This window comes from Vibrio sp. V15_P4S5T153, from assembly GCF_963874485.1.
Lineage (GTDB): Bacteria > Pseudomonadota > Gammaproteobacteria > Enterobacterales > Vibrionaceae > Vibrio > Vibrio anguillarum.
In genome coordinates, this window is sequence record NZ_CAWNHR010000011.1 from 308,742 (window position 1) to 333,967 (window position 25,226).

General features: G+C 45.3%; 21 protein-coding genes and 1 riboswitch. Of the genes, 13 read left to right on the forward strand and 8 right to left on the reverse strand.

All coding sequences use genetic code 11. The features are described from left to right. The first annotated feature begins 139 nt into the window (after positions 1–139). Positions 140–283: riboswitch (molybdenum cofactor riboswitch) on the forward strand. The 5 genes from moaA (at position 272) to moaE (ending at position 3,063) form a co-directional block, all read left to right on the forward strand. Continuing rightward, entirely contained in the window at positions 272–1,261 is a 990-nt protein-coding gene (gene moaA, locus AACT42_RS03235; protein ID WP_026028246.1) for a GTP 3',8-cyclase MoaA, read from the forward strand. It overlaps the preceding riboswitch by 12 nt. A gap of 67 nt (positions 1,262–1,328) precedes the next feature. Beyond that, on the forward strand, positions 1,329–1,841 hold the full coding sequence (moaB, locus tag AACT42_RS03240; protein ID WP_010320682.1) for a molybdenum cofactor biosynthesis protein B: 513 nt from the start codon (positions 1,329–1,331) through the stop codon (positions 1,839–1,841). Positions 1,842–1,851: 10 nt separating this feature from the next. Further along, positions 1,852–2,352, forward strand: coding sequence for a cyclic pyranopterin monophosphate synthase MoaC (gene moaC, locus AACT42_RS03245; protein ID WP_010320681.1), 501 nt, complete (start codon positions 1,852–1,854; stop codon positions 2,350–2,352). Next, on the forward strand, positions 2,345–2,590 hold the full coding sequence (gene moaD / locus AACT42_RS03250; protein WP_010320680.1) for a molybdopterin synthase sulfur carrier subunit: 246 nt from the start codon (positions 2,345–2,347) through the stop codon (positions 2,588–2,590). The genes moaC and moaD overlap by 8 nt, the downstream gene beginning before the upstream one ends. Before the next feature lie 2 nt (positions 2,591–2,592). After that, entirely contained in the window at positions 2,593–3,063 is a 471-nt protein-coding gene (gene moaE, locus AACT42_RS03255; protein ID WP_038148363.1) for a molybdopterin synthase catalytic subunit MoaE, read from the forward strand. On the opposite strand, the gene AACT42_RS03260 is transcribed toward moaE, so the two are convergent. Next, positions 3,060–4,025 carry a sensor domain-containing diguanylate cyclase gene (locus AACT42_RS03260; RefSeq protein WP_013857257.1) on the reverse strand — a complete coding sequence of 322 codons (966 nt, stop codon included), beginning with the start codon at positions 4,023–4,025 and terminating at the stop codon, positions 3,060–3,062. The two genes, moaE and AACT42_RS03260, sit on opposite strands and share 4 nt — an antisense overlap. A gap of 274 nt (positions 4,026–4,299) precedes the next feature. Here AACT42_RS03260 and AACT42_RS03265 point away from each other — a divergent pair, with 274 nt between their 5' ends. From AACT42_RS03265 to udp, 3 genes are all read left to right on the forward strand, one after another. After that, positions 4,300–4,716 (forward strand): CBS domain-containing protein, encoded by a 417-nt coding sequence (locus AACT42_RS03265; RefSeq protein ID WP_013857256.1) that lies wholly within the window; start codon positions 4,300–4,302, stop codon positions 4,714–4,716. Positions 4,717–5,002: 286 nt separating this feature from the next. Further along, positions 5,003–7,297: a zinc/cadmium/mercury/lead-transporting ATPase gene (locus AACT42_RS03270; RefSeq protein ID WP_094132911.1), complete on the forward strand. Its 2,295-nt coding sequence runs from the start codon at positions 5,003–5,005 to the stop codon at positions 7,295–7,297. Between the two features lie 362 nt (positions 7,298–7,659). Continuing rightward, the gene (gene udp, locus AACT42_RS03275; protein WP_010320675.1) at positions 7,660–8,418 is read left to right on the forward strand and encodes a uridine phosphorylase; all 759 of its coding nucleotides are present in this window, start codon (positions 7,660–7,662) and stop codon (positions 8,416–8,418) included. Positions 8,419–8,545: 127 nt separating this feature from the next. Here udp and AACT42_RS03280 read toward each other — a convergent pair whose 3' ends face one another. After that, positions 8,546–9,358 carry a hypothetical protein gene (locus tag AACT42_RS03280; RefSeq protein WP_013857254.1) on the reverse strand — a complete coding sequence of 271 codons (813 nt, stop codon included), beginning with the start codon at positions 9,356–9,358 and terminating at the stop codon, positions 8,546–8,548. Positions 9,359–9,574: 216 nt separating this feature from the next. Further along, entirely contained in the window at positions 9,575–11,641 is a 2,067-nt protein-coding gene (metG, locus tag AACT42_RS03285) for a methionine--tRNA ligase (RefSeq protein ID WP_013857253.1), read from the reverse strand. Between the two features lie 155 nt (positions 11,642–11,796). On the opposite strand from metG, the gene apbC reads away from it, so the two are divergent. The 3 genes from apbC (at position 11,797) to AACT42_RS03300 (ending at position 15,915) form a co-directional block, all read left to right on the forward strand. After that, positions 11,797–12,873 carry an iron-sulfur cluster carrier protein ApbC gene (apbC, locus tag AACT42_RS03290; protein WP_017044552.1) on the forward strand — a complete coding sequence of 359 codons (1,077 nt, stop codon included), beginning with the start codon at positions 11,797–11,799 and terminating at the stop codon, positions 12,871–12,873. Positions 12,874–13,065: 192 nt separating this feature from the next. After that, positions 13,066–13,707 (forward strand): uridine kinase, encoded by a 642-nt coding sequence (udk, locus tag AACT42_RS03295; protein ID WP_010320672.1) that lies wholly within the window; start codon positions 13,066–13,068, stop codon positions 13,705–13,707. Between the two features lie 81 nt (positions 13,708–13,788). Continuing rightward, positions 13,789–15,915, forward strand: coding sequence for an AsmA family protein (locus tag AACT42_RS03300; RefSeq protein ID WP_094132909.1), 2,127 nt, complete (start codon positions 13,789–13,791; stop codon positions 15,913–15,915). A 61-nt stretch (positions 15,916–15,976) separates the two neighbouring features. Here the strand turns inward: AACT42_RS03300 and cobO are convergent, their stop codons facing one another. From cobO to AACT42_RS03325, 5 genes are all read right to left on the reverse strand, one after another. Further along, the gene (cobO, locus tag AACT42_RS03305; protein ID WP_026028813.1) at positions 15,977–16,582 is read right to left on the reverse strand and encodes a cob(I)yrinic acid a,c-diamide adenosyltransferase; all 606 of its coding nucleotides are present in this window, start codon (positions 16,580–16,582) and stop codon (positions 15,977–15,979) included. Between the two features lie 129 nt (positions 16,583–16,711). Beyond that, complete coding sequence (locus AACT42_RS03310; protein ID WP_094132908.1) at positions 16,712–17,983, reverse strand: outer membrane protein transport protein; 1,272 nt, start codon at positions 17,981–17,983, stop codon at positions 16,712–16,714. Positions 17,984–18,284: 301 nt separating this feature from the next. Further along, positions 18,285–19,535: an outer membrane protein transport protein gene (locus AACT42_RS03315; protein ID WP_094132906.1), complete on the reverse strand. Its 1,251-nt coding sequence runs from the start codon at positions 19,533–19,535 to the stop codon at positions 18,285–18,287. Positions 19,536–19,780: 245 nt separating this feature from the next. After that, positions 19,781–20,506, reverse strand: coding sequence for a DUF3379 domain-containing protein (locus AACT42_RS03320; protein ID WP_094125257.1), 726 nt, complete (start codon positions 20,504–20,506; stop codon positions 19,781–19,783). After that, positions 20,499–21,047: a sigma-70 family RNA polymerase sigma factor gene (locus tag AACT42_RS03325; RefSeq protein WP_088717986.1), complete on the reverse strand. Its 549-nt coding sequence runs from the start codon at positions 21,045–21,047 to the stop codon at positions 20,499–20,501. Before AACT42_RS03325 ends, AACT42_RS03320 begins: the two co-directional genes overlap by 8 nt. 674 nt (positions 21,048–21,721) lie before the next feature. Here AACT42_RS03325 and fadI point away from each other — a divergent pair. Beyond that, complete coding sequence (gene fadI / locus AACT42_RS03330) at positions 21,722–23,029, forward strand: acetyl-CoA C-acyltransferase FadI (protein ID WP_013857245.1); 1,308 nt, start codon at positions 21,722–21,724, stop codon at positions 23,027–23,029. Next, a complete protein-coding gene (gene fadJ / locus AACT42_RS03335; protein WP_088721090.1) occupies positions 23,029–25,152 on the forward strand; it encodes a fatty acid oxidation complex subunit alpha FadJ in 2,124 nt (707 codons plus the stop codon). Before fadI ends, fadJ begins: the two co-directional genes overlap by 1 nt. The last annotated feature ends 74 nt before the right edge of the window (positions 25,153–25,226 follow it).

Below are 25,226 nucleotides of genomic sequence, written 5' to 3' on the forward strand. Positions count from 1 at the left end.
CAGCTTGTTCACAACCCATACTCATTAGGAGGTAAATTGGGTAATGGACTCTTTTTTTTTACGATAAGGGTAGAATCACTTACTAATATTAAGTATTTTACTTATCAGCTGCTGTAGAGATAGTTAATTATACTACCTCAACGGCTGCCATAGCTCCGAGCTTAACTGGCTAAGTCTCATTTTTGTGAGATAGGGTGGTTAAGCCAGTGGTCTAATACCACAAGGGCATAATTGGAAATGATTATGCCTCCCGTATTTGGAAAGGTGTTCCGTGGCGCAACAGTTCGAAGATAGATTCCAACGTAAATTTTATTATTTACGTTTATCTGTTACAGATGTCTGTAACTTTAAATGCACATATTGCCTGCCTGATGGTTATCAACCTTCGGGGCAGAAAAACTCGTCTTTTTTAACCCTTCCTGAAATACAACGCGTCGTGCGAGCCTTTGCCGACTGTGGTACGTCGAAAGTACGCATCACAGGGGGGGAGCCGACTTTGCGCAAAGACTTTAACGACATTATTGCTTGTGTGGCAAATACCGCTGGTATAGAGAAAGTCGCGACCACCACCAACGGTTACCGTATGGCCAAACAAGTAGAAGGTTGGCAATCGGCTGGGTTAACGCATATCAATGTCAGTGTCGATAGTCTTGATCCAAGAATGTTCCACCAAATCACGGGTGAAAACAAATTTACACAAGTGATGGCGGGGATTGATCGCGCTTTTGAAGTCGGTTACCAGCAAGTTAAAGTCAACGTTGTGCTGTTAAAAGACCTTAATCATCAGCAGTTACCTGCTTTTTTAGATTGGATTAAACATCGCCCTATTCAACTTCGTTTTATTGAACTAATGCAAACTGGTGAAATGGACTCGCTGTTTGAGCGTCACCATATTTCAGGTGTTGCCATTCGTAATCAACTGATTGCCAATGGTTGGGTGCTGAAAACCCGAGCTCACAATGATGGGCCAGCGCAAGTATTTGTTCATGCCGATTACCAAGGTGAAATCGGTCTTATCATGCCGTATGAGAAAAACTTTTGCCATAGCTGCAACCGCTTACGTGTTTCGGCAAAGGGGAAGTTACACCTTTGCCTTTTCGGTGAGCAAGGCGTTGAATTACGCGATCTGCTCGCCCAAGATAATCAACAGCAAGCTTTAATTGAGCGAATTCAAGCGCAATTACAGACCAAGTCGGTCAGCCATTTTTTACAAGATGGCAATACGGGTATGACACCTAATCTCGCCTCCATTGGCGGCTAAATTCTTTTTGTCACTGGCTATTGTTTAGCGGGTGATGTTGGTACACATTTGAACAGTAGGTGAACACATGGGTCACGCAGAAAGCGCATTTCAACCAGCACATATTGCCGTACTGACGGTTTCCGATACTCGTACTGAAGAAAACGATACTTCAGGCGGTTACTTAGCTGAGCAACTTCAACAAGCGGGACACATTCTGGCCGATAAGCAGATTGTTATTGATGATCAGTATAAAATTCGCGCGATTGTTTCTCAGTGGATCGCGGATGAAAACGTGCAAGCCGTGCTGATCACGGGTGGAACGGGTTTTACCTCACGCGACAGCACACCAGAGGCATTAAAGCCCTTGTTTGATAAAGAAGTTGAAGGTTTTGGCGAGCTGTTCCGATTGGTCTCTTACGATGAAATTGGCACTTCAACCATTCAGTCTCGCGCCATTGCAGGTTTTGCCAACCATACGGTTATTTTTGCCATGCCAGGTTCAACAGGAGCGTGCAAAACCGGTTGGACAAAAATCATCAAACAGCAGTTAGATGCCAGCCATCGCCCATGCAACTTTATGCCACATCTTTCGGTTTAACGGGGTTTCAATGAGCGAATTTACTCATATTAATGCCTCAGGCGAAGCCAATATGGTTGATGTCTCTGCCAAGGCTGAAACCGTGCGTGAAGCACGTGCGGAAGCCTTTGTGAAGATGTCACCACAAACGCTGCAACTGATCCTTTCTGGGCAACACCACAAAGGTGATGTGTTTGCTACCGCAAGAATTGCGGGTATTCAAGCGGCGAAGAAAACGTGGGATTTAATCCCACTGTGCCACCCATTGCTGCTTACTAAAGTAGAAGTGCAGCTTGAAGCCATCGAAGCACAAAGCAAAGTTCGAATTGAATCATTGTGTAAATTAACCGGTAAAACAGGGGTTGAAATGGAAGCCTTAACCGCGGCATCGGTGGCGGCGTTAACCATTTACGACATGTGTAAAGCAGTACAAAAAGATATCGTGATTGAACAAGTGCGCTTACTTGAAAAAAGCGGCGGGAAATCGGGTTACTTTAGCGCTCAGCCACAACAAAAGGTCACGCATGATTAATGTCCTCTTTTTTGCTCAAACTCGTGAGTTGATCGGCCAAGACAGCATTCAACTCAAGGCACAGTTTGCTACGGTTGAAGCACTGCGTAGCCACTTAGCCTCGCAGCCTGGGAAATGGGATTTAGCCTTGCAACCGGGAAAACTGCTGGTGGCAGTCAATCAAACCATCGTTGCCTTTGATTACCCGTTAAGTGATGGTGATGAAGTGGCTTTTTTTCCTCCAGTAACCGGAGGCTAGTGATGGATAGCCGTATTTCCGTTCAAATATCAGATTTCTCGGTAGACGCAGAATACCGTGATTTGTCGCAAGGTACTTCCGCTGGCGCTGTGGTTACCTTTATTGGCAAAGTTCGTGATATGAATTTAGGTGATAATGTTATTGGCTTAACGCTTGAGCACTATCCGGGAATGACAGAAAAAGCTTTGAGTGATATTTGTGATCAGGCTCAGGCACGTTGGCCGGTGCAAAAAATCCGTGTGATCCACCGAATCGGTGATTTAGATATTGGCGATCAAATCGTGTTTGTAGGCGTGTCGAGCTCACATCGTGGTGCGGCTTTTGAGGCGTGCGAATTCGTTATGGATTACCTTAAAGCCAAAGCACCGTTTTGGAAGAAAGAGCGCACCACCGAACAAACACGCTGGGTGGAGTCTCGAGATTCAGATGCCCAAGCCGCGCAACGTTGGGCTAATCATCACACCATCGACTAAGCCTTGTGTAGTATATGAATAGTTCCGCGCTGTTGATTCTTCGCGTGAAACAGCGCTTTATCGGCCGTTGATACAAACTGTTCTGGCGTCATGCCAGTCGGTATGTGTTCGCAATATTGGATGCCGATAGTAATCGATACATACAATGAGACACGAGAATAGCGGTGAGGGATTTGCAGCTCTCTCACTTCACTAAGTAGTTGTAATGCTTTTTGCTCGCACTGTTTAATATCAATATCCGCAATAAATAGTAGAAATTCATCTCCTCCATAGCGAAAGCAGAGGTCATCTTTACGTTTCCAATGCTGCAGAGTGCTCGCTATCTTGCGCAGCACAGTATCGCCATTCACATGGCCATAGTGGTCGTTATATTCTTTGAAGCAATCTAAGTCGATCATGAAAATTGCAGCACTACTTTGCTCACGTTTGATCTTATCTAACGCTTTGGGCAGCAATGAGTCCATCGCATAACGGTTATAGACCTGAGTTAAATGATCCACATTGGTCAGTTTTTCTAACTCAAGTTGGTGTATAGAAAGCCGCTCTAACGTGCGCTTATAAGCGGTAATATTTCTCACAATCCATAGCACGTACTCAGTATTTTTCAGCGGGATGACCAATGCGTTAAAAAACTGAATATCGATAGGGCCAGAGCTGCCTTTAAATTGAGCTATCACCCTTAGGTCGAGATCGTATTCAAACTCTCGCATTTGTCCGTTATCAATGACTTCTTGGATAATTTGATGAAACCAAGCGGCTTTTTTTTCGGGTAATACCTGGTATAGATTGAGACCAATGAGAACCCTTGGGTCGTGGTGTCGGCTGCGATCCGTTCCTCCTAAGGCCTCCACATATACGCCATCGCGGTTAATCAGAAAAGTGGGTTCGGGTAATGACTCCAACAAGCTGCGCATCAGTGCTGGGTTTTCTATAATCTCGGAAAACAGTGGCGAATTCACCATGCCCAGTCCTTATTAATACAACGGTCAATGTTTAAGATATAAATGATATTAACTGTAAAATCTTGCGAGACATCGTGTTCTTAACGTGTTGTTTGATTCAAAAATGAGACGTTTTGATAAAAGATTTTGCCATTTACCCTTGATAAAAATTAACTATTTGTAATATCGATAGTTTGTGCCGATGAGCAAAATCGATTTTTTCCATTTAGCAAAACGGTGAAATTAGTCAACACTTAACTTAAGGCAGCATACCGTTGCAACCAAGGAGACAGATATGCAATCGCTAATAGTTAAAGACTATATGACATTACAAGCCATCACCTTCAAACCGGACATGCCAATGACTGCGGCTTTAGAAAAAGTGATGCGTTCGGAGCATCTTGGTGGCCCTGTTATTAACGACCAAGAACAAGTGATTGGCTTTCTATCAGAGCAGGATTTGCTCGATAAATTGGTGAAGGTGAGTTATTTCTGTGAAGACACCCATTTAGTCCGTGACTGCATGCACCCTGAAGTGCTGTCCGTTTCATCAGACACTTCTATTATTGAGCTTGCTGACATGATGAAAGTAGGAAAACCGAAAGTTTATCCTGTGATCGATCAAGGTAAATTGGTTGGCATTATTACGCGCAGAGATGTACTGAGAGCATTAGGGAAAAACTTAACGCATTGTTTTAAAAAACCAACATAGCAAACTATACCCTTCCTACTTGAAGCTGCAGCGGTGTTGGCTACGTTCGTTCACCCCAATCACATAGTTTGCCTATGCTCATGGGGACTCACTCACTTGCCGCCTACCTGCAACTCCAAGTTGTTTGGGTATATCAGCAGTAATAAATAAAATTCTAGAGGTGCAGTGCACCTCTTTTCCATCTAATCAAGGTGAATGTGCGTTAAGTGCAGGTTTGATAAAAATGCGCTTGACCTTGGAGTTGACTCTAAGGTTTAAGCTTTGTGCATCAGAGAAGGAGAATCCTATGTGCACAAAACATGAAGCTTGCAGTACTACAAAAAATAGCATGGCAAACCCGCAGGCGGTGTCATGCTCTAGTCTTAAAATTACCGCGATTAGGGCTGCGGGCGTTGATTCAAATGAAGAGGGGTGCTGCGGGTCACGAGAGTGCGCAAGCAATGATCCTGATGATGAACCCGCGCAGCTCACATTCGTTAAAACACAGTTTAACCAAAGCTGGAAAATTGAAGGGATGGATTGCCCATCTTGCGCACGTAAGGTTGAAACGGCGCTTAAAAAAGTGGGTAATGTGATCGACGCCAAAGTGCTGTTTGCCACTGAAAAATTGGTGGTCAAGTTTAATACCGAAGAGGCAGCGCTTGAAATAGAGCAAGCGGTTCGTAACGCAGGTTTTACGGCTCACCGCATTGATGCAACTAATCCAGTTTCTGCCCCCATTCATAGTGACTGGAAGTCGGTCATAAAACAGAACGCGCAGATCCTCTCCATTGCTGGCGCTATGATACTCGCCGCTATTGTGCAGCCTTATTTCCCTCAAATCAGCGATGGGATGTTCATTTTGACCTGCCTTGCCGGTTTGTATCCTATCGGTAAAAAAGCGATTCAACTGGCACGCTCAGGCACACCTTTTGCGATTGAAACCTTAATGAGCGTTGCGGCGCTCGGAGCGCTCTATCTTGGTGAAACGGTTGAAGCAGCGATGGTGCTATTACTCTTCCTCATCGGAGAGCGGCTAGAAGCTTTTGCCGCTTCTAAAGCGCGTAGCGGTGTACAAGCTTTAATGGCACTGGTGCCTGAAACGGCAACAAAAATTGTGGCAGGAGAACGCATCACGGTGGCGGCACATGAGCTAAAACCGGGGGATGTAGTGGAAGTTTCTCCCGGCTCTCGGCTACCTGCGGATGGTCAATTGCACGAAGCGTCGGCCAGCTTTGATGAGAGCGCGTTAACGGGCGAATCACTGCCTGTCGAACGCTATCAAGGTGACAGTATCATGGCGGGTGCAGTGGTCGCGGATCAGGTGGTGCGTTTCACCATCACCTCCAAACAGGGTGAAAACGCGATTGACCGTATTTTACATCTGATTGAAGAAGCGGAATCTCGCAAAGCGCCGTTAGAACGTTTTCTTGATAAATTTAGTCGCTGGTATACCCCATTAATGATGTTGGTTTCATTAGCCGTGGTTGTGATACCGCCGACACTGTTTGCGCAGCCATGGGAAACATGGGTTTACCGTGGCTTAGCCTTACTGCTGATTGCTTGTCCATGTGCGTTGGTTATCTCAACTCCGGCGGCCATTACTTCTGGCCTTGCCGCAGCGGCGCGTCGTGGTGCACTGATCAAAGGGGGCGCGGCGCTCGAACAACTTGGGAAAATAGAGAGTATTGCTTTTGATAAAACGGGTACTTTGACCAAAGGTAAACCGGAAGTTACGGATGTGGTTGCGCTCAATGGCTGGGATGAAGAGCAATTGTTGCGCTATGTCGCAGCGGTTGAAATGGGCTCGAGCCATCCTCTGGCAACCTCTTTAGTGAAAAAAGTGCAAGCGATGGCTTTGCCCATTCCAGAAGCGATAGAGAAGCGAGCGTTAGTTGGCAGTGGGGTTTCGGGGGTTGTGGAGGGGAAATCACTGCGCGTATTAGCGCCAAGCAAAGCGAATGTTCCGTTTTCTGATGCATTTAGCGCGCAAGTGGAAGCGCTAGAGATGCAAGGCAAAACAGTGGTGGTGGTTTTTGAGCAAGAGAACATTGTCGGTTTAATCGCATGGCAAGATACCTTGCGTGAAGATGCCAAAGCCGCCATTGAAGCACTGCGCCGTTTGGGGATCGACACTATTATGCTCACTGGCGATAACCCTAGAAGCGCTGCGACGATGAGTGCTCAATTAGGGATAGATTTCAAAGCCAGTTTATTACCGCAAGATAAAGTGGAATACATTCAACAGTTGGCGCAACAAAAACAAGTGGCGATGGTCGGGGATGGCATTAATGATGCACCAGCAATGAAAGCAGCCAGCATTGGTATTGCGATGGGGGGTGGTACCGATGTTGCGTTGGAAACGGCCGATGCGGCAATTACTCATAATCGATTGGTCGAGCTCGCCACCATGATCGAGCTATCACAAGCAACCCTCGCCAATATTCGCCAGAATGTCACGCTAGCGCTAGGCTTAAAAAGTATCTTTTTAGTCACGAGTTTACTCGGTATTACGGGCTTATGGGTAGCGGTGCTGGCCGATAGTGGAGCTACCGCGTTAGTGACGCTCAATGCGTTGCGTCTATTGAAATTTAAAAAATAGTCCGAGACTAAAAACTAAAAACTAAAAACTAAAAACTAAAAACTAAAAAGCTCAGCAAGGCATGGCGGGTCGTTATCTCTCATGCCTGTTGGGTTTGCACCCTATTGTGGTAATAGTGTGAAATGCGTCGATATTGCGCTTGTGTTTTGTTATGCAGTGTTGGAAATCATCTTTTAGGGTTGGGTGTTATTTCATCAATCTTGCTGTTTTTTGTGATGCAAACCGTTTTTATGAGAATGTGTTCGTTACATTGCGTCATTCATTGTGAATTTGATCACTCTTTGTTGGCGCGTGGTCCGCTAGAGTAGCTGCATACCCGATGTATATCTATGAGCTGAACAAGCCGCAATAAGGAGTCACTTATGTCTCAAGCCGTTTTCCATCTAGGTGTTACCGAAGCCGATCTGAATGGTGCTACTTTGGCCATTATCCCTGGGGATCCAGCCCGCGTACAAAAAATCGCTGAAGAGATGGAAAATCCAGTCTTTCTTGCTAGCCACCGTGAATACACTGTGTACCGCGCAGAGTTAGACGGTAAGCCAGTCGTTGTTTGTTCTACTGGTATCGGTGGTCCTTCTACGTCTATTGCGGTTGAAGAGCTTGCTCAACTTGGCGTGCGTACTTTCTTACGCGTAGGTACTACTGGTGCAATCCAACCTCATGTCAATGTGGGTGATATGATTGTCAGCACAGGTTCGGTTCGCCTTGACGGTGCAAGTTTGCACTTTGCGCCAATGGAATTCCCTGCTGTGGCTGATTTCGATGTAGCCACTGCAATGAAAGCGGCTGTAGTTGAAAGTGGTGCAACCGTGCACATGGGCGTTACCGCATCAAGTGATACTTTCTACCCAGGCCAAGAGCGTTATGACACTTTCACTGGTCGTGTTGTGCGTCGTTTCCAAGGCTCGATGAAAGAGTGGCAAGACATGGGCGTATTGAACTTTGAGATGGAATCCGCCACTTTGCTAACCATGTGTGCGAGCTCAGGTTTGAAAGCAGGTTGTGTGGCGGGTGTGATCATCAACCGTACTCAAAAAGAGATCCCAGATCACGCGACACTCAAAGAGACCGAGGCTCGTTCAATCAAAGTGGTTGTCGAAGCGGCGCGTAAAATGCTGTAATTGAGTTCTGAATTTACACTGATGTATCTATGTACACGGTGAGTGATTAGGCCACTTTTGAATAAAGTGGCCTTTTTACTTTCTAAATAATCACCAGTCAAACAGTCACCAGCTAAACAATTACTCACTAAGCAATCGCCAATTTAGGCAATGGAATGTACAAGCTCTCGGTTAAGTCGCTGAGCATCTGGTCGTAAACGTGAGAGATGCTGAGTGAAATATCCGAAGTGATTTGGTACATCGCGCCAGCTTCTATTTGAAAGGCAGGATGATCATGCAGTTCGCTCAGGCTATGTAGCGCGGCTGAGCAGCTTGGCGAAGCTACCGTTAAAGGGCTGATTAAGGCGAGTTGATTCATCCTACGCCTGACAACCTCACTATAATGCTGCAAGCGTATGCGGCCATCTTGAGTATCCATTTCATCAATGCTGATGCGTAACTGAGTTAGCGCGTCCATCGCATCAATGACCTGTTGCCAATTAATATGGTATTCATCGCTGAGATCTTCGCGGTTGGATTCCACCAACCAAGCCAGTATCACCTCATCCATTAAGAACATACAGTGACGAATTATTTTACCATGCATCATTTGGTTACGAGCCACAGAGCGCTCTGGCCACTCCTTCATGAGTGCTTTAAGCTTAATTTGCAGCACACGGTACATTGGTTTGTTGTCAAAGTGTGCGATAGCAATTAAGTGATTACTTTTTTCGTATAGCGTATCTTGTAATTCATTCAACTCAGTGTCGCGTCTTTGACCAGAGGCTAGTGTTTGATGGGTAATGTTACGGTGCTGACGGCATAAAAACAGTAGCTGGCGAAGGTCGATCAGCAGTTGATATTTACGTTGTAATGTGGATTCACGCTGTTTTGCCAGATAAAACATCAGCCACAATATACCGATAGAGATAAGCATTGAGATAAAAACAAACATAACCAACTCCTTGTTAATGTTATACCAATCTAGAGTTAGCAGGGTTAATGCCAGTTTTTTATTTGTTTAAATTCAATTGTTTATGTATTTTTGCGTTGAAGTGATGCATCTTATTGGTGCATTTTGAACTAAAAGTGTGAGCTGGATCGATTTTGAGCAGTATGGTGATAAAAAATCCCCAACACAGAGTGTGTTGGGGATGCTATCGTGAAGATTGATGTATTACAGGATGCGCATGCCAGCTTGAGCACCTTCATGTGGCTCAAGAATCCATAGCTCGCTGCCACCAGGGCCTGCGGCTAAGATCATGCCTTCTGACATACCAAACTTCATTTTACGCGGTTTGAGGTTCGCTACCATGACGGTGTACTTGCCTACTAACTCTTCGGGTGAATAAGCGGCTTTAATACCTGAAAACACTTGGCGAGTTTCGCCACCAATATCTAATTGGAATTTAAGCAATTTATCTGCTTTTGGCACAGCTTCGCAAGCGATGATCTTAGCGACGCGTAAGTCCACTTTAGCAAAATCATCAAATTCGATTTCAGCTGCAATAGGGTCTTTACTTAGCTCAGTTTCAACTGTGGTTGGTTGCGCGCTCTCAATCGCAGCTTTTTCTGCTGCCGCTTCTTCTTTAGACGCTTCAATCATCGCTTCAACGTGTTTCGGATCAATGCGATTAAACAGCGCTTTGAATGGCGTGAGCGTATGGCTTGTTAATGGTGTTTGTACGCCTTCCCAAGTGAGTTCTTGGTTTAAGAATGCTTCGGTACGCGCCGCTAGTGCTGGCATTACAGGTTTTAAGTAAGTCATTAACACGCGGAATAGGTTGATACCCACTGAGCAAATGTCTTGTAGCTCTTGCTCTTGACCTTCTTGTTTAGCCACAACCCAAGGCGCTTTTTCATCCACGTATTGGTTCGCTTTGTCCGCCAATGCGGTGATTTCACGAATGGCACGGTTAAATTCACGACTTTCGTAAAGATCAGCAATGCGATCCGCTGCTGCGGCAAATTCTGCGTACAGCTCTGGTTCGGCAAAGGTTGCAGACAACTGATTTTCAAAACGTTTGGTGATGAAGCCTGCATTACGCGATGCAAGGTTGACGATTTTATTGACCACATCGGCGTTCACTCGTTGGGTGAAATCCTCAAGGTTCAAATCAAGATCGTCGATGCGGCTATTGAGTTTTGCGGCGTAGTAGTAGCGTAAGCATTCTGGGTCTAGGTGGTTTAAGTAAGTGCTTGCTTTGACAAACGTTCCTTTAGACTTCGACATCTTCGCGCCATTGACTGTGACATAACCGTGCACGAAGACGTTATTAGGCTTACGGAAACCACTGCCATCAAGCATCGCTGGCCAGAATAGGCTGTGGAAGTAAACAATATCTTTACCGATGAAATGGTACAGTTCGGTTTTACTGTCTTTATTCCAGTATTCGTCAAAGTCTAAGTCATCGCGTTTGTTACATAGGTTTTTAAATGAACCCATGTAGCCGATAGGCGCGTCTAACCACACGTAGAAGAATTTGTTCTTTTCGCCGGGGATTTCAAAGCCAAAGTATGGCGCATCACGTGAAATATCCCACTGTTGCAGGCCGCCTTCGAACCACTCTTGCATTTTATTGGCGGTTTCTGTTTGTAGCGAGCCAGAGCGAGTCCACTCTTTGAGCATGCTTTCAAATTGAGGAAGGTCAAAGAAGAAATGCTCAGAATCTTTCATTACTGGCGTCGCGCCAGAAACGGCCGATTTCGGGTTGATAAGCTCTGTTGGGCTATAGGTTTCGCCACACGCATCGCAGTTATCACCGTATTGATCTTCTGACTTACATTTTGGGCAAGTGCCTTTCACGAAGCGATCAGGCAAGAACATCTCTTTTTCTGGGTCAAACAGCTGAGAAATGGTGCGGCTTGAAATGAAGCCATTTTTTTTCAGCTCAAGATAAATGTGAGAAGCCAGTTCGCGGTTCTCTTCGCTGTGAGTGCTGTGATAATTGTCAAAGCTGATATCAAAACCTGCAAAATCTTTTTGGTGCTCTTCACTTACTGCGGCGATCATCTCTTCAGGTGTAATACCCATCTGTTGTGCTTTAAGCATAATTGGCGTGCCGTGAGCATCGTCTGCACAGATGAAGTTTACAGTGTTGCCGCGTAGGCGTTGGTAACGAACCCAAATGTCAGCTTGGATATGCTCAAGCATATGACCAAGGTGGATCGAACCGTTAGCGTACGGAAGGGCACAAGTTACCAGCAGTTTCCTTGAAGAAACGTTTCTTGGGTCAGTCGCCATACTTAATATTCGCTTTTTTGATAGGTATGAAAAATAGAGACCAATACTACCTTATGCAGCGAGCGACTCCAAGGCGTGAGCCTAAGGAATCCCGCAACTTTTTTGGGGTTCAGTCTGACAATAGAGAGTGATAGCATGAGCAAAAAGGAGAAGCTATGCAGCCGTTCACATCTAAACAAGATTTTTGCGATTGGTTAAACCAATTTGAACACCCTCATCTTATTGCGGGGTGGGCAAACCAACCGCATTGGGTTTCGGTTACAACAGCGGGGCGTTTGACGGTTCATATTCCATTTGCCGCTAAAAATCTGCTGAATGAGCTTTCCGAATGGGTCGTCTCCAAGCAGCAAACCGATGCGCTTGCTCCATTCAGTGTTGAGATAATCATTGCGCCGAAAGCGCTAGCGACGACGGTCGCTCATAGTGTTAATGGTGTTAAAAATATTATTGCGGTGACTTCAGCCAAAGGGGGCGTCGGCAAATCAACCACCGCCGTCAATCTTGCTCTAGCCATTGCTCAATCTGGGGCGAAAGTTGGCTTGTTGGATGCGGATATTTATGGCCCTTCAGTGCCGATGATGCTTGGCAAGCAAGAAGCAAAGCCAGATGTGCGTGATAATAAGTGGATGCAGCCAGTTGAGGCATTTGGTATTTTCAGCCATTCGATTGGCTATCTGGTTGATAAATCTGAAGCGGCGATTTGGCGCGGGCCGATGGCATCGAAAGCACTGGCGCAACTGCTCAATGAAACCGAGTGGCCAGATGTGGATTATCTGGTCATCGACATGCCACCGGGGACAGGTGATATTCAACTCACCTTGTCACAACAAATTCCGGTAACGGGCGCGGTGATCGTCACCACTCCGCAAGATCTGGCACTAGCGGATGCGCGCAAAGGGGCGGCCATGTTCGAAAAAGTCGACGTTCCGGTTATCGGGCTTATTGAAAATATGAGCTATCACATCTGCAGTCATTGTGGAGAGAAAGAGCATATCTTTGGTGTCGGTGGCGCGCAGAAACTGGCCAGTGAATATGGGTTGGCGCTGCTTGCACAAATTCCTCTGCACATTGCCCTGCGTGAAGACATCGACCAAGGTTGTCCTACCGTGGTTGCTCAACCAGAAAGTGAGCATACACAGCGTTATCTTCAACTGGCGGAACGAGTCTGTTCAAGCCTATATTGGCAAGGAAAGCCTAAGCCAGATGCAATCAGTTTTACATTGGTAGATTAGTGCTGATTCACAGTGCTGTGAAAGTAGCACTGTTGTGATCTCTTCTGAAATACGACGAAAACGTTTGCTTGGTAGTTTGTTATTCAAACCTCTTCCAAAGTCTAAATCGAGACTGGTATCAGGTGGTTGAAGTCCCTATAATCGGGCAGTTTATCTATTTTCATCACCAAACCATCACCGGGTGCAAAAATAATGTCTGAGAATAATCAATGCGTCATCGTAGGTATTGCTGGCGCTTCAGCTTCTGGAAAAAGCCTGATTGCAAGCACGATTTATAACGAACTTCGTGCCAAAGTAGGCGACCACCAAATTGGTGTGATTACGGAAGATTGCTATTACAACGACCAAAGCCATCTCAGTATGGAAGAGCGCGTTAAGACAAACTACGACCACCCGAATGCACTTGACCATGATCTACTTTGCCAACATTTAGAACAATTAACCCGTGGCGAAGCGGTTGAAGTGCCAGAGTACAGCTACACTGAGCATACTCGCACCGCGAATACAACGCTATTAACACCCAAGAAAGTGATTATTTTAGAAGGTATTTTACTGCTGACAGACCCACGTTTACGTGACTTAATGCATGCGACCGTATTTATGGACACTCCGCTGGATATCTGTTTATTACGCCGAGTGAAGCGTGATGTAGAAGAGCGCGGCCGCACCATGGATTCGGTATTGAAGCAATACCAAAAAACGGTTCGCCCTATGTTTATGCAGTTTATCGAACCGTCAAAACAGTACGCGGACATTATCGTTCCTCGTGGCGGTAAAAACCGTATCGCCATTGATGTATTAAAAGCCCACATCGCGAAATTGTTGAAATCTTAACTTTTGTGGTCTTTATTTTTAAGCAGACAAGTGGCACTTTAGGTGCCACTTTCTTTTTCTAATTAAGCAAGGAAAAAGCTGATGAAAAAACTGTTTCTTTTCATTGCCATTATCATCGGCGCGTTAATCGCTGCCGCGCTCGCACTTGTCCTGTTGGTCAATCCTAACCAATTTAAGCCCTTGATTGTAGAACAAGCCAAACAGAAAACGGGGTTGGACTTAGTCATTGAAGGAGATATCAGTTGGAGTTTCTTCCCTTCGCTTGGCTTTGAGCTGGGCAAAACTGAACTCAGAAACCCACAAGGTTTCAGCGCTCCAAACCTGTTTAAAGTCGATCAAGTTGGTATTGAAATTTCGGTGATGCCATTACTGGATAAGCAACTGGAAATTGGCAACATCCGCCTAAATGGTGCTGAGTTCCATCTTGAAACCCTTAAAGATGGCCGTTCAAACTTAGATAGCTTAACTCAAGCCGCGCCTCAACCAGCCGCCTCTTCCGCCGTAAACGAAACAAAACCAGCACAAGAAGAGACAAGCAGCGTCAATGCGAGCAACCCTGTTCAAGAGTGGACGATTAACTTAGCGGGCGTTAGCGTCGAAAACGCATTACTGGAAATACAAGACCGTAAAGCCGGTACACATACCAAGCTGTATGACGTGGCGGTAAATCTTTCAGAGTTTGCGGTGGACAAATGGACGTCAGCAACTTTTGCCGCCAAAGGTAAAAATAACCAACAAAGCTTTGCCGCAGAAGGGCGAGCTGAATTCAAATTAGCCGCTGGTTTCAAGGATTATGCGCTGAAGAACGTTGTGCTTGATGCGAGCTTTAATGACCCATCAAACCAGATTGATTCTGCGAAGATTGAATTAGCCACGTTCGAGTTTGGTAAGAAGAATGCGCTGTCATTCAGCGTGAAAGGAAAGGCGGCTGATCTAAAACTCGATGCGAAGGGGAGTGCGCAACTGACTCTCGATAAAGCCATGAGCTTGGTGAAGATTGATACGCTGGTGTTGGATACTAATCTAGAAGGAACCAGTTTGCCACAAAGCCCAATGCAGATTGGTTTAACTTCGAACATTCGTTTTGATCTCTCTAAAAACCAACTGGATGTCTTACTCAGTAAATTAACCGCCAATGCATTAGAATTTGATGGTGATGTCAAAGTGACGTTGGCTGAGATCCCTAAAATCCGCTTCAATATGCATAGCCCAAATATCGATTTGGATGAATTTTTAGGGCTTGCGAATCCAGCAACGGCAAGCAGTGCCGTGAGTGAAAGTAAGGCATCGTCAGGTTCAACGTCAGCAGCGCCTGCTACGGTGAGCGCTGAAGTGGAACCGGATCTCAGTGCATTAAAAACGTTGGATGTGCAAGGTAAGGTCACCATAGACAAGTTCAAAGCTAATAATGCTCGATTACAGAATGTGCAAACCAGCTTTAGTGTCGATCGTGGCATCGTGAATTTAACCTCATTCAGTGCCAACCTTTACCAAGGTACGATTCAGGCGACCGCTCAACTGGATGCAACCAAAGTACCTGCCACTTATAGCGCTAAAAAAAGCGTTAAGGGAGTACAGGTGCTGCCGCTATTAAAAGATGTACTCAATAATGAGATGTTACAAGGCACGGGTAACATCGATGTGGACGTAAAAGGGCGCAGTTTGACGCCAACGGGCATTCAACAAAACCTTGTCGGAACCGTGAACATCAACTTTGCCGATGGTGCAGTCAACGGTATTAATGTCGCTCACCTTATCCGTAGCAATTACGCCAAAATTAAAGGTAAGAAAGTTGATGATGACCCAGTGAAGAAAACCGATTTTAGCGCCATGACCGCTACGCTGAAATTGAACAAAGGGGAAGTCACCACCAATAACCTCGCCATGCAATCACCACTGTTGCGTATTCGTGGTGAGGGTAAAGCGAATTATCTGCAACAAACGGTTGATTTTTTGGTGAGCACTTCTGTGGTGGGAACGCTAGAGGGGCAAGGTGGCAAAGACATTGATGAGTTGCGAGATGTCACGATTCCTATCAACATCTCAGGGCAATGGAGCGATCCTAAATTCAAATTGGTTTTTGATGATGTGTTAAGACAAAAAGCGGAAAAAGAGATTGACCGTGGCTTGGAAAAGCTCGGCGTTGAGATAAAAGACGAGAAAACCAAGAAAGCGGTTGATGGCTTATTAAAAAGTCTTTTTAAGTAATTTACTGGGTTGATTTCATTATGATTGATCAAGCCTCCTCAATTTAGAGGAGGCTTTTTTATCACCAGTCGATGCCTTTTCGTGCTTTGATGCCCGACTCAAAGGCGTGTTTCACATTTTTGACTTCCGACACCGTATCGGCGATTTCAATCAAGCTGCGGTGTGCTCCTCGGCCCGTGATCACCACCGACTGCATTGTTGGCCGTGTTGTTAAGGCTTCAATCACTTCGTCTAATTCGATATAGCCATAGCTCACCATGTAGGTCAGCTCATCAAACAACACCACATCAATCGACTCATCTTTAAGCATGCGTTTGCATTCTTGCCAAACCCCTTGCGCCGCTGCGGTATCGGCTTCTTTGTTTTGCGTTTCCCAAGTAAAGCCCGTCGCCATGACTTGAAATTCGACGCCCAGTTTTTCAAGCAGATTACGTTCACCGTTTTCCCAGGTTCCTTTAATGAACTGAGCTACCGAACATTTCAAACCGTGGCCGACAGCGCGCGCAATGGTGCCAAAACCTGAGGTGGATTTCCCTTTACCATTGCCGGTAATGATCAATAACAACCCTTTCTCTTGCTGAGCCGCGGCAATTCGTGCATCGACTTGCTCTTTTACTTTCTGTTGTCTCGCTTTATGGCGTTCATTTTTAATTTCTTCAGTCGACATGCTCAATCCTGTTCATTAATAGCGTTGCCGCTATCATAGCTCAACTACTCGGCAGCAAAAACCATCGAAATTACAAGGAATAAAAAAGCCAGAGCAGTGCTCTGGCCTCTGGGAGTATCTCTAATGAGTTTAGAAGCGGTAATTGGCTTGTACACCGATAAGCCAAACATTGCCCGTTACTTCACCATTAAATGCACCACCAATTTGTGCTGAAGTGGCATCAGAGGCATCTCTCGGTTCGTTGATGGTGGCATCTTTTGCAAAAATATAGGTAAAGCCAGCGTCAAGTGTTAGCTGTGGTGTGGCAACGTAACTTGCACCGATACTAAGCCAAGTTCGGTCAGTCTCTGGGATTGTTGCTGTGCGGTTTTTATCGTCCACTGCTGATGTGTCATACGCAATACCTGTACGCAGAGCGATTTTAGCGTCGTATTGGTAAGTCGCACCTAAGGCAAAGCGGTAGTTATCTTCCCAGTTTTCTGATTTGATCAGATCTGATTTCTCTGGGAATACGGCAGTCAGTTCCTTGAATGAGCTCCAATCTGTCCAGTTCACGCTGGCATGCAGTGCCAGTTTCTCATTTAATTGATGGTAACTAGCAAGCTCTGCTGTGGCGGGCAAGGCAACAGACATCATCCCAGGTTTGTAAGCACCGTAAGTAATGCCTTTAGCGTGCCCATCAAAATCCATCATCACTTCGGATTTATAGCTTGCGCCAATACGGTTTGTTTCATTGATCTGCCAAGCTGTACCGACTTGCCATCCCCAAGAGTTATCTTCGCCTTCCATATATTTTAGGGTTGTACCTTGCGGAAGAGTCAGTGCATTTTTTGCTGGAGCGGTGGCACCAAAATGGCCTTCTCCGATCACATAGCGTACGCCACCACCAATACTAAATTCAGTGGTTACTTGATAAGCGACATTGAGATTCGCTTCTTTAGTAATAACGCTTGCTTGATTGCCAAAGTGTGAGGCAGCAAAATCATTACCCAGTTCGGTTTCCATCCCATAGTTTGTTCCTAGCGCAAAGCCCAGCACTAGTTGTTCATTCAACTGATGAGATAAGTAAAAATTAGGAATAACCGCATCATGAGCGAAGTCTTTTGCGCTTGCTTGCGTTGTGCCAAGTAATGAGTGGCTCACGGTGCCATTCACATCAACATTCGGGTTAACGTAAATTGCACCAACAGAAATTTGCGTACCTTTCAAATAAGTCAGCATGGCAGGGTTACGCCATTGTGCACTGGCGTTATCAGCCATAGCCGCTTCACCGGCGTAAGCACGCCCAAGGCCTGTTGCAGAGTATTCTGCCAATTGGAAACCGGCGGCTTGAGATGCGTTTGATACGCTGAATAGTCCACATGCCACTGCAAGTGAAAGAAGAGTTTTATTTGATTTCATTATAATGTTCGCTGAAATATTTGAATTCGGTGTGGGGATTTTAAGGTTAGAGCTAATGCTTTAAAAATATAAAGCAGTGAATTTGTTGTTTTTGAAATTAAAATCTATTAAAGATTTAATTATAAGCGTAATGCTCTGCTTGTTGCAAAAGTGTTTCTGATTTTTGGCGAACACTTGTAGTGTGGTTTAAGGCCAAAAAGGTACAGTTGTTAGCTGAATTAGGCGAGGAGATGATATTACAAGCATTAAAAAGGGCTGGAAAACCAGCCCTTTATTGACGCTATGCTAATAAACGTTGCGCTTAGAAGCTGCGGCTATATTGTAAGCCGACTAGGATTGCATCTGCGTGGGTCGTTGCTGAAATAGAAGACAGCTCTACTGGTAATGTTGGGTGAGGTGTGGATTCGTTAACCTGAACGTCTTTGCCCATTAAATACGTGAAACCAAAATCAATGTTTGAGTGTTGGTCTAAATGGTAAGTAAAGCCAGCCGACAGCCAGTTACGATCTGAATCAGGAACTGAAACGGATGTTTTTTGATCTTGAGCACTGGTGTCATACATGTAGCCAGCACGCAGTGTCCAATCTTGGTTTAAGTAGTAAGTACCACCAATCGAGTAATGCATACCATTTTGCCATTTATACTCGTTCAATACCCCGCTTGTTTTAGCTTCTAGCTTGTCAAACTCAGCCCAGCCAATCCATTGAACGCTATAATGCACGGCAAACTGTTCATTTAAGCGGTGGAAGCCTGAGAATTCAGCCATATCAGGAAGTGGCATAATGAGAGTGTCATCAACTTTACCTTTTCCTGAACGAGAATAATTGACATCTCCATCAGCTTCTAAGTCTGGGCTATAACGGTAAGAAAAACCAAAGCGGTTATGTTCATCCAGCTCATAAACAGTGCCTAAGTTAAAGCCTAATGCCCAACCATCGGCATCAGCTTCTAACGCTGTAGAGCTACCTAGGTATTGACTTGTTTTTCGTTCGAGTTTTCCTTGACCATAAATCAAATCTAAACCTAAACCTAGACTCCATTGTTCATTTAAACGGTAAGAACCTGATAAACCAAAGTTTGCACTTTTCACATCAGTTAAGCCGCCGTATTCAGCGCCAACAAAGGAGCTATCAAACTCAGTTTTTGTACCGAAGTTTGAATAGGCATTAATACCCCATGCAAATTGATCATTGACTGGCACAATTAAGTGAATATTCGGTGCAATAGAAGTGTCACCCGCATCATCATAATTTGAATCAAAAGATGAGCCAGGTGCTGTAATCGCTGAATATTTTGCATCTTTAACTTTTATTTTCGATGTGATCGATACAAAGCCCAAAGAGAGTGAGGTTTCATCAAACAACGCCATTGCGGCAGGGTTACGAGCCATCACCGATGCGTTATCGGCAATAACAGCATCACCCGCAAATGCACGACCTAGGCCAGTCGCAGATTGTGCATTGAGCTGAAAGCCCGCTGCCAGTGCTTGTTGTGAAGCGAGAGCTACCGTTACGGCAAGTAACGATTTTTTAAACAGACGCGTCTTGTTCATGGTGCTTTTCCTTTTTGATTTCATCGCCTCTAATGGACGTTGTTTTTGAGCAAATGCTCAATTGGTGGCTGATACTAGAGGCAAGTATAGAAGATAGAAATCCGACCATTGTCTAATTGAATGATAAAATTGCAGAAATGATGTCTATTTGGCAGGAAAAAGGCGGAAAATGCTTGTTTATAGAGTTCATGCTCTATTTTAATCTGGAGAACCTGACCTGCATTATATACAGGCCAGGAATGGTTTTAATGGGAAGGTTTTAGCATAGGCATTAGTTTTTTAGCGATGTTCGTGACATCTTCGCCATTTTCACCGACAAGGATCAGGCTAGCATCACCGACGGGTTCGATGATTCCTGCCATGCCTTGCTCATTAAAGTTCACGGCTTGTTCACTGGCAATGCCTGTGAAAAAGAGCGTCACTTTCCCGCTTTCACCTTGAAAAACCATGTGCAGAGCGTTTGCCTTGCCAAAACCACAGTGGTTTAGGTAATAAACGTGGTAAGGGAAGTTACTGCTTAACTGATAAGCGAATGGCAGCATTTTGGCGTTGATCTGCGTTGAATTCACTTGTTCATCCAGTTGGTTGACAAAGCCTTCTTCATCAATGACGTGTTTGATGGCAGTGTCCATTAGGCTTGCCTGCGCCGGTGGAATGAGCACATTTCGCCAATTGATTTGGCCAACCAATAAACCAAACACAAAAGCAATCGATGCAGCCAATGTCATCGCTTGCTTGGCAAAAGTAGGGCGGATGACATTGCTTGCCATTGTGGTTTGACTAAATAGAATACGGTCTGCGAGATCGTCAGGCACGTCTACATTCATTGCAGTAGCAATCGTTGCATCTAAGCTCAATATGTCCTCTAGGAACTGACGATTAGTATCACTAGTGGATACCGCTTGGATAATCTCTTGGTCATGCTGTTTTGGATCGGACATAACTCGGCGGCGAAATTCTAATTCATCCATTTTGCTGCCCCTTATACGCTTCTGATGAATCCAATTGTTCTTTTAATTGATTACGAGCTCGAAACAGACGAGTCATGACCGTGTTCTTATTGAGTTCGAGGATCTCGCCAATTTCATCACCACTAAAACCACCAATGACTTGTAGGAAAAGAGGTTCGCGGTATTCAATATCCAGCTTCATTATCTGTGCCTGCAACCACTCTTGTTGATGATGAGGATCATCGTTGACTTTTACGTCACCGCTGTAGTCATCAATATCGACCAACTCAAACTGCTTGCGTTCAAAGCGGCGCGCGTTCTCGCGACGAAGAATAGTTATAAGCCACGATTTGGCCGCTTTCTCGTCGAGCAAACTATCGAGAGATTTCCAAGCCCTCAAGCAGGTTTCTTGGACTAAATCTTCAGCAATGCTTTTATCTTTACATAGCCAATAGGCATAACGAAAAAGATCTCGGTGATAAGCACGCACAAGCGTTTCATATTTTCTCTGTCTGTCAATATTACTATTGACCGGGCTGCTGGACTTTTTCTTTCCAAACATGGTTATTATCGACACATGAGTCTCCGTTTGCTCTGTGATTTCTTCTTTGTTTAGGCCATTTTATGGTCGTCTTGCGATGAACGCTTCGCGTATTCGTTCGCTTTCGATCCGTTCAAGTTGTTCGGTAACATCAATTCAAGCGTCGACGGCTTTTTAATTTCATAGTATGGAATAAATCAATATAAAATTGATCTACTTCAAAATCTCATAGCACGAAGTGGCTATAGTACACCTTGTCATCTCGTTAGTCATTGCGACTAACATGTTGAGCAAGATGACACTTCCTTTTGAAGGCTGACTTTACTTTCTCCTAATCAGGAAACTGATTATTTCAATTGGCGTAAGTTAATTGCTTTATATATTCCGACCACACATTATTGTGTGGTTTTTTTTTGCTTATATACCCTTCCTACTTGAAGCCGCAGCGGTGTTGGCTACGTTCGTTCGTTTGCCTATGCTTATTGGGACTCACTCACTTGCCGCCTACCTGCAACTCCAAGTTGTTTGGGTATAACTCCATTATTCATTTAAAGATTAAGTGATTATCCATCTCCTTTACCTACATTACTTTCTTCGATTCGATGCGAATATCACGTTTATTTAAACACTTGTTTGATTGTTTTAACAACCTCGTTACAATGTGCCAGGTCAGACCTCTATTCTAAGGAGAAACAATGGGCAAACAGGAAGTCAAAACGCGCTCTGGTGAGCGTGTGGCTATCGTCGCGGGGTTGCGTACCCCTTTTGCGCGTCAAAGTACCGAATTTAGTCAAGTTCCTGCAGTCGATTTAGGCAAGATGGTGGTGAGTGAACTGCTTGCGCGAACGGAACTCGATCCTAAATTGATCGAACAACTCGTCTTTGGACAAGTCGTGCAAATGCCTGAGGCACCAAACATCGCGCGTGAGATCGTTTTAGGCACAGGAATGAACATCCATACCGATGCGTACAGCGTCACACGAGCGTGCGCTACCAGTTTTCAGGCGGCGGTGAATGTGGCTGAAAGCATAATGGCTGGCACGATTGATATTGGTATGGCTGGTGGTGCCGATTCGTCTTCCGTTTTGCCGATTGGAGTGTCTAAAAAATTAGCCGCTAGCTTACTCGCTTTAAGTAAAACCAAAACCGTTGCTCAGAAACTCAGCATCTTAAAATCATTATCTTTTAAAGATTTAATGCCAGTCCCCCCCGCGGTCGCTGAATATTCAACGGGCCTTTCGATGGGGCAAACGGCTGAGCAGATGGCAAAATCTCATCACATAAGCCGACTGGATCAAGATGCTTTGGCACATCGTTCTCACTCTTTAGCTTCACAAGCTTGGAAAGAGGGCAAAATCCAAGGCGAAGTCATGACGGCATTCCCAGAGCCCTATAAAAAGTGGATCGCTGAAGATAACAATATTCGTCATGACTCGACTCTGGAAGGTTATGCCAAGTTACGTCCAGCGTTTGATAGGCAATATGGTAGCGTGACGGCCGCCAACAGCACACCACTCACCGATGGCGCTGCCGCTATTCTATTAATGCGTGAAGGCCGTGCTAAAGAGCTTGGTTTGGAGATTATGGGTTATATCCGTTCTTACGCTTTTTCAGCGATTGGTGTTGAACACGATATGTTAATGGGACCGTCTTATGCGACACCGTTAGCCTTACAACGTGCAGGTATTGAGCTTTCCGATCTCACATTGATTGACATGCATGAAGCGTTTGCCGCGCAAACCCTCTCTAATATGAAAATGTTCGCCAGTGATAAGTTTGCACAGGAACATCTTGGTCGAGCAAAAGCGATTGGCGAAATTGATATGGATAAATTTAATGTGCTAGGTGGTTCTATTGCGTATGGTCACCCCTTTGCGGCGACGGGTGCGCGCATGATCACACAAACACTGCGTGAACTAAAACGACGTGGTGGTGGTTTAGGGCTGAATACCGCTTGTGCAGCGGGTGGTTTGGGCGCGGCAATGATTTTGGAGGTTGAATAATGAGCACAGAGAGAGCTTTTCATTTAACAATTGATGAACAAAATATTGCGTGGCTGGCGATTGATGTTCCCGGCGAAAAAATGAATACGCTACAAGCGGCGTTTGCCCAAGAGATGCAAGAGGTTTTTGCGACCTTGGAGGCTCAAAAAACCAGCCTAAAGGGGATGGTGATTCACTCGCTTAAGCCAGATAATTTCATTGCTGGAGCGGATGTCCGTATGCTGAACGCTTGCCAATCGGCCAGCGAAGCACAAGCCTTGGCCAAGCAAGGTCAGGAGATGTTTCAAACCTTATCGGATTTGCCATTCCCAGTGGTTGCCGCGATTCATGGCCCATGCTTAGGTGGTGGTTTAGAGCTGGCGCTGGCTTGTCACTACCGGGTGTGCAGCGACGCGGATATCACGCGTTTGGGTTTGCCCGAAGTGCAATTAGGCTTGCTACCAGGCTCCGGTGGAACGCAGCGGTTGCCGCGTTTGATTGGTTTGTTACCTTCTCTTGATTTGATTTTGACGGGTAAACAGCTGCGCGCAAAAAAAGCAAAACAGCTGGGTGTTATTGATGCTTGCGTAGCAGAGACTATCTTGCTGGATGTGGCCAAGAAGTATGTGCTCGATAATTCTGGGAAAAAACGTCATCAGGCCAATACGTCGGCCAAAGAGAAATTAATTTCTCATACGCAGCTTGGTCGCAAATTAATTTTTGATCAGGCCGCTAAAAAGACTAAGCAAAAAACACGAGGTAATTACCCAGCCGCAGACGCGATTTTAGAGGTGATCCGTCACGGTTTAGATCGTGGTTTGAAAGCCGGGTTAGAGCTTGAAGCGAAGCGATTTGGTGATTTGGTGATGAGCTCGGAATCCAAAGCACTGCGCTCGATTTTCTTTGCCACCACCGAAATGAAAAAAGAGACGGGCAGCGACGCAAAACCTCAAACCGTGAAACGTATCGGCGTATTAGGTGGTGGTTTAATGGGGGCAGGGATCAGCCATGTTAGCGTTGCAAAAGCCAAGGTTCCCGTACGAATCAAAGATGTTTCGAATGATGGGGTATTAAACGCGCTCAATTACAACTACAAATTATTCGATAAACAGCGCAAGCGTCGCATTTTATCCAAAGCGCAGATGCAGACAAAAATGGCGCAATTGTCTGGCGGGATTGATTTTACCAGCTATCAGCATATCGATGTTGTCATTGAAGCGGTATTTGAAGATCTCACGCTTAAGCAGCAAATGGTGGCTGATGTTGAAGCGAATGCCAAAACCAGCACCATTTTTGCGACGAATACTTCCTCGCTTCCAATCCAGAAAATTGCAGCGAAGGCGGCGCGTCCAGAGAATGTGATTGGATTGCACTATTTCAGTCCTGTTGAAAAAATGCCTCTGGTGGAAGTGATCCCTCATCAAACCACATCGCAAGAGACGATAGCCACAGTAGTGGCCTTGGCGAAAAAACAGGGCAAAACGCCGATTGTGGTCAAAGATTGCGCTGGTTTTTATGTTAACCGTATCCTTGCACCTTACATGAATGAAGCGGCGCAGATCCTGATGGCGGGTGAGTCGATTGAAAAGATAGATACGGCTTTGCTCGATTTCGGTTTCCCAGTCGGCCCTATCACGTTATTGGACGAAGTGGGCATTGATGTTGGCTCGAAAATCATGCCAATTCTAGTGCAAGAACTCGGCCCACGTTTTCAAGGACCAGACGTATTTGATTTGCTGCTCAATGACAATCGCAAAGGGCGTAAAAGTGGTAAGGGATTCTATACCTATAAAGGTAAGAAAAAAGAAATCGACAAATCTATCTATAAATTGCTGAAAATAACGCCAGATGCTAAACAGAGTGATAAGGAGATCGCGCTGCGTTGCGTGCTACTTATGCTGAATGAAGCCGTACGTTGTTTGGATGAGGGCGTAATTCGTTGTGCGCGAGATGGCGATATTGGTGCGATTTTCGGTATCGGTTTCCCGCCGTTTTTGGGCGGCCCATTCCGTTACATAGACCAAATTGGTATCAAGAAATTAGTGGAAATGATGAATCAACATGCTGAGAAGTATGGCGATAAATTCGCTCCTTGTGATGGGCTACTGACTCGAGCTGGGGTTGAAGCACGTTTTTATCCGTAGTCATCTCGGCTGTTTTCATTCATATGTTTGCTTAAATTAGGCGAGGGAATATCCTCGCTTTTTTTCATTTATAG

Bases quoted from the DNA above. Each gene is read 5' to 3' on its own strand.
- moaB (WP_010320682.1), top strand. From the start codon at position 1,329: ATGGGTCACGCAGAAAGCGCATTTCAACCAGCACATATTGCCGTACTG.
- moaC (WP_010320681.1), top strand. From the start codon at position 1,852: ATGAGCGAATTTACTCATATTAATGCCTCAGGCGAAGCCAATATGGTT.
- moaD (WP_010320680.1), top strand. From the start codon at position 2,345: ATGATTAATGTCCTCTTTTTTGCTCAAACTCGTGAGTTGATCGGCCAA.
- moaE (WP_038148363.1), top strand. From the start codon at position 2,593: ATGGATAGCCGTATTTCCGTTCAAATATCAGATTTCTCGGTAGACGCA.
- AACT42_RS03260 (WP_013857257.1), bottom strand. From the start codon at position 4,025: ATGGTGAATTCGCCACTGTTTTCCGAGATTATAGAAAACCCAGCACTG.
- AACT42_RS03265 (WP_013857256.1), top strand. From the start codon at position 4,300: ATGCAATCGCTAATAGTTAAAGACTATATGACATTACAAGCCATCACC.
- AACT42_RS03270 (WP_094132911.1), top strand. From the start codon at position 5,003: ATGTGCACAAAACATGAAGCTTGCAGTACTACAAAAAATAGCATGGCA.
- udp (WP_010320675.1), top strand. From the start codon at position 7,660: ATGTCTCAAGCCGTTTTCCATCTAGGTGTTACCGAAGCCGATCTGAAT.
- metG (WP_013857253.1), bottom strand. From the start codon at position 11,641: ATGGCGACTGACCCAAGAAACGTTTCTTCAAGGAAACTGCTGGTAACT.
- apbC (WP_017044552.1), top strand. From the start codon at position 11,797: ATGCAGCCGTTCACATCTAAACAAGATTTTTGCGATTGGTTAAACCAA.
- udk (WP_010320672.1), top strand. From the start codon at position 13,066: ATGTCTGAGAATAATCAATGCGTCATCGTAGGTATTGCTGGCGCTTCA.
- AACT42_RS03300 (WP_094132909.1), top strand. From the start codon at position 13,789: ATGAAAAAACTGTTTCTTTTCATTGCCATTATCATCGGCGCGTTAATC.
- cobO (WP_026028813.1), bottom strand. From the start codon at position 16,582: ATGTCGACTGAAGAAATTAAAAATGAACGCCATAAAGCGAGACAACAG.
- AACT42_RS03310 (WP_094132908.1), bottom strand. From the start codon at position 17,983: ATGAAATCAAATAAAACTCTTCTTTCACTTGCAGTGGCATGTGGACTA.
- AACT42_RS03315 (WP_094132906.1), bottom strand. From the start codon at position 19,535: ATGAACAAGACGCGTCTGTTTAAAAAATCGTTACTTGCCGTAACGGTA.
- AACT42_RS03320 (WP_094125257.1), bottom strand. From the start codon at position 20,506: ATGGATGAATTAGAATTTCGCCGCCGAGTTATGTCCGATCCAAAACAG.
- AACT42_RS03325 (WP_088717986.1), bottom strand. From the start codon at position 21,047: ATGTTTGGAAAGAAAAAGTCCAGCAGCCCGGTCAATAGTAATATTGAC.
- fadI (WP_013857245.1), top strand. From the start codon at position 21,722: ATGGGCAAACAGGAAGTCAAAACGCGCTCTGGTGAGCGTGTGGCTATC.
- fadJ (WP_088721090.1), top strand. From the start codon at position 23,029: ATGAGCACAGAGAGAGCTTTTCATTTAACAATTGATGAACAAAATATT.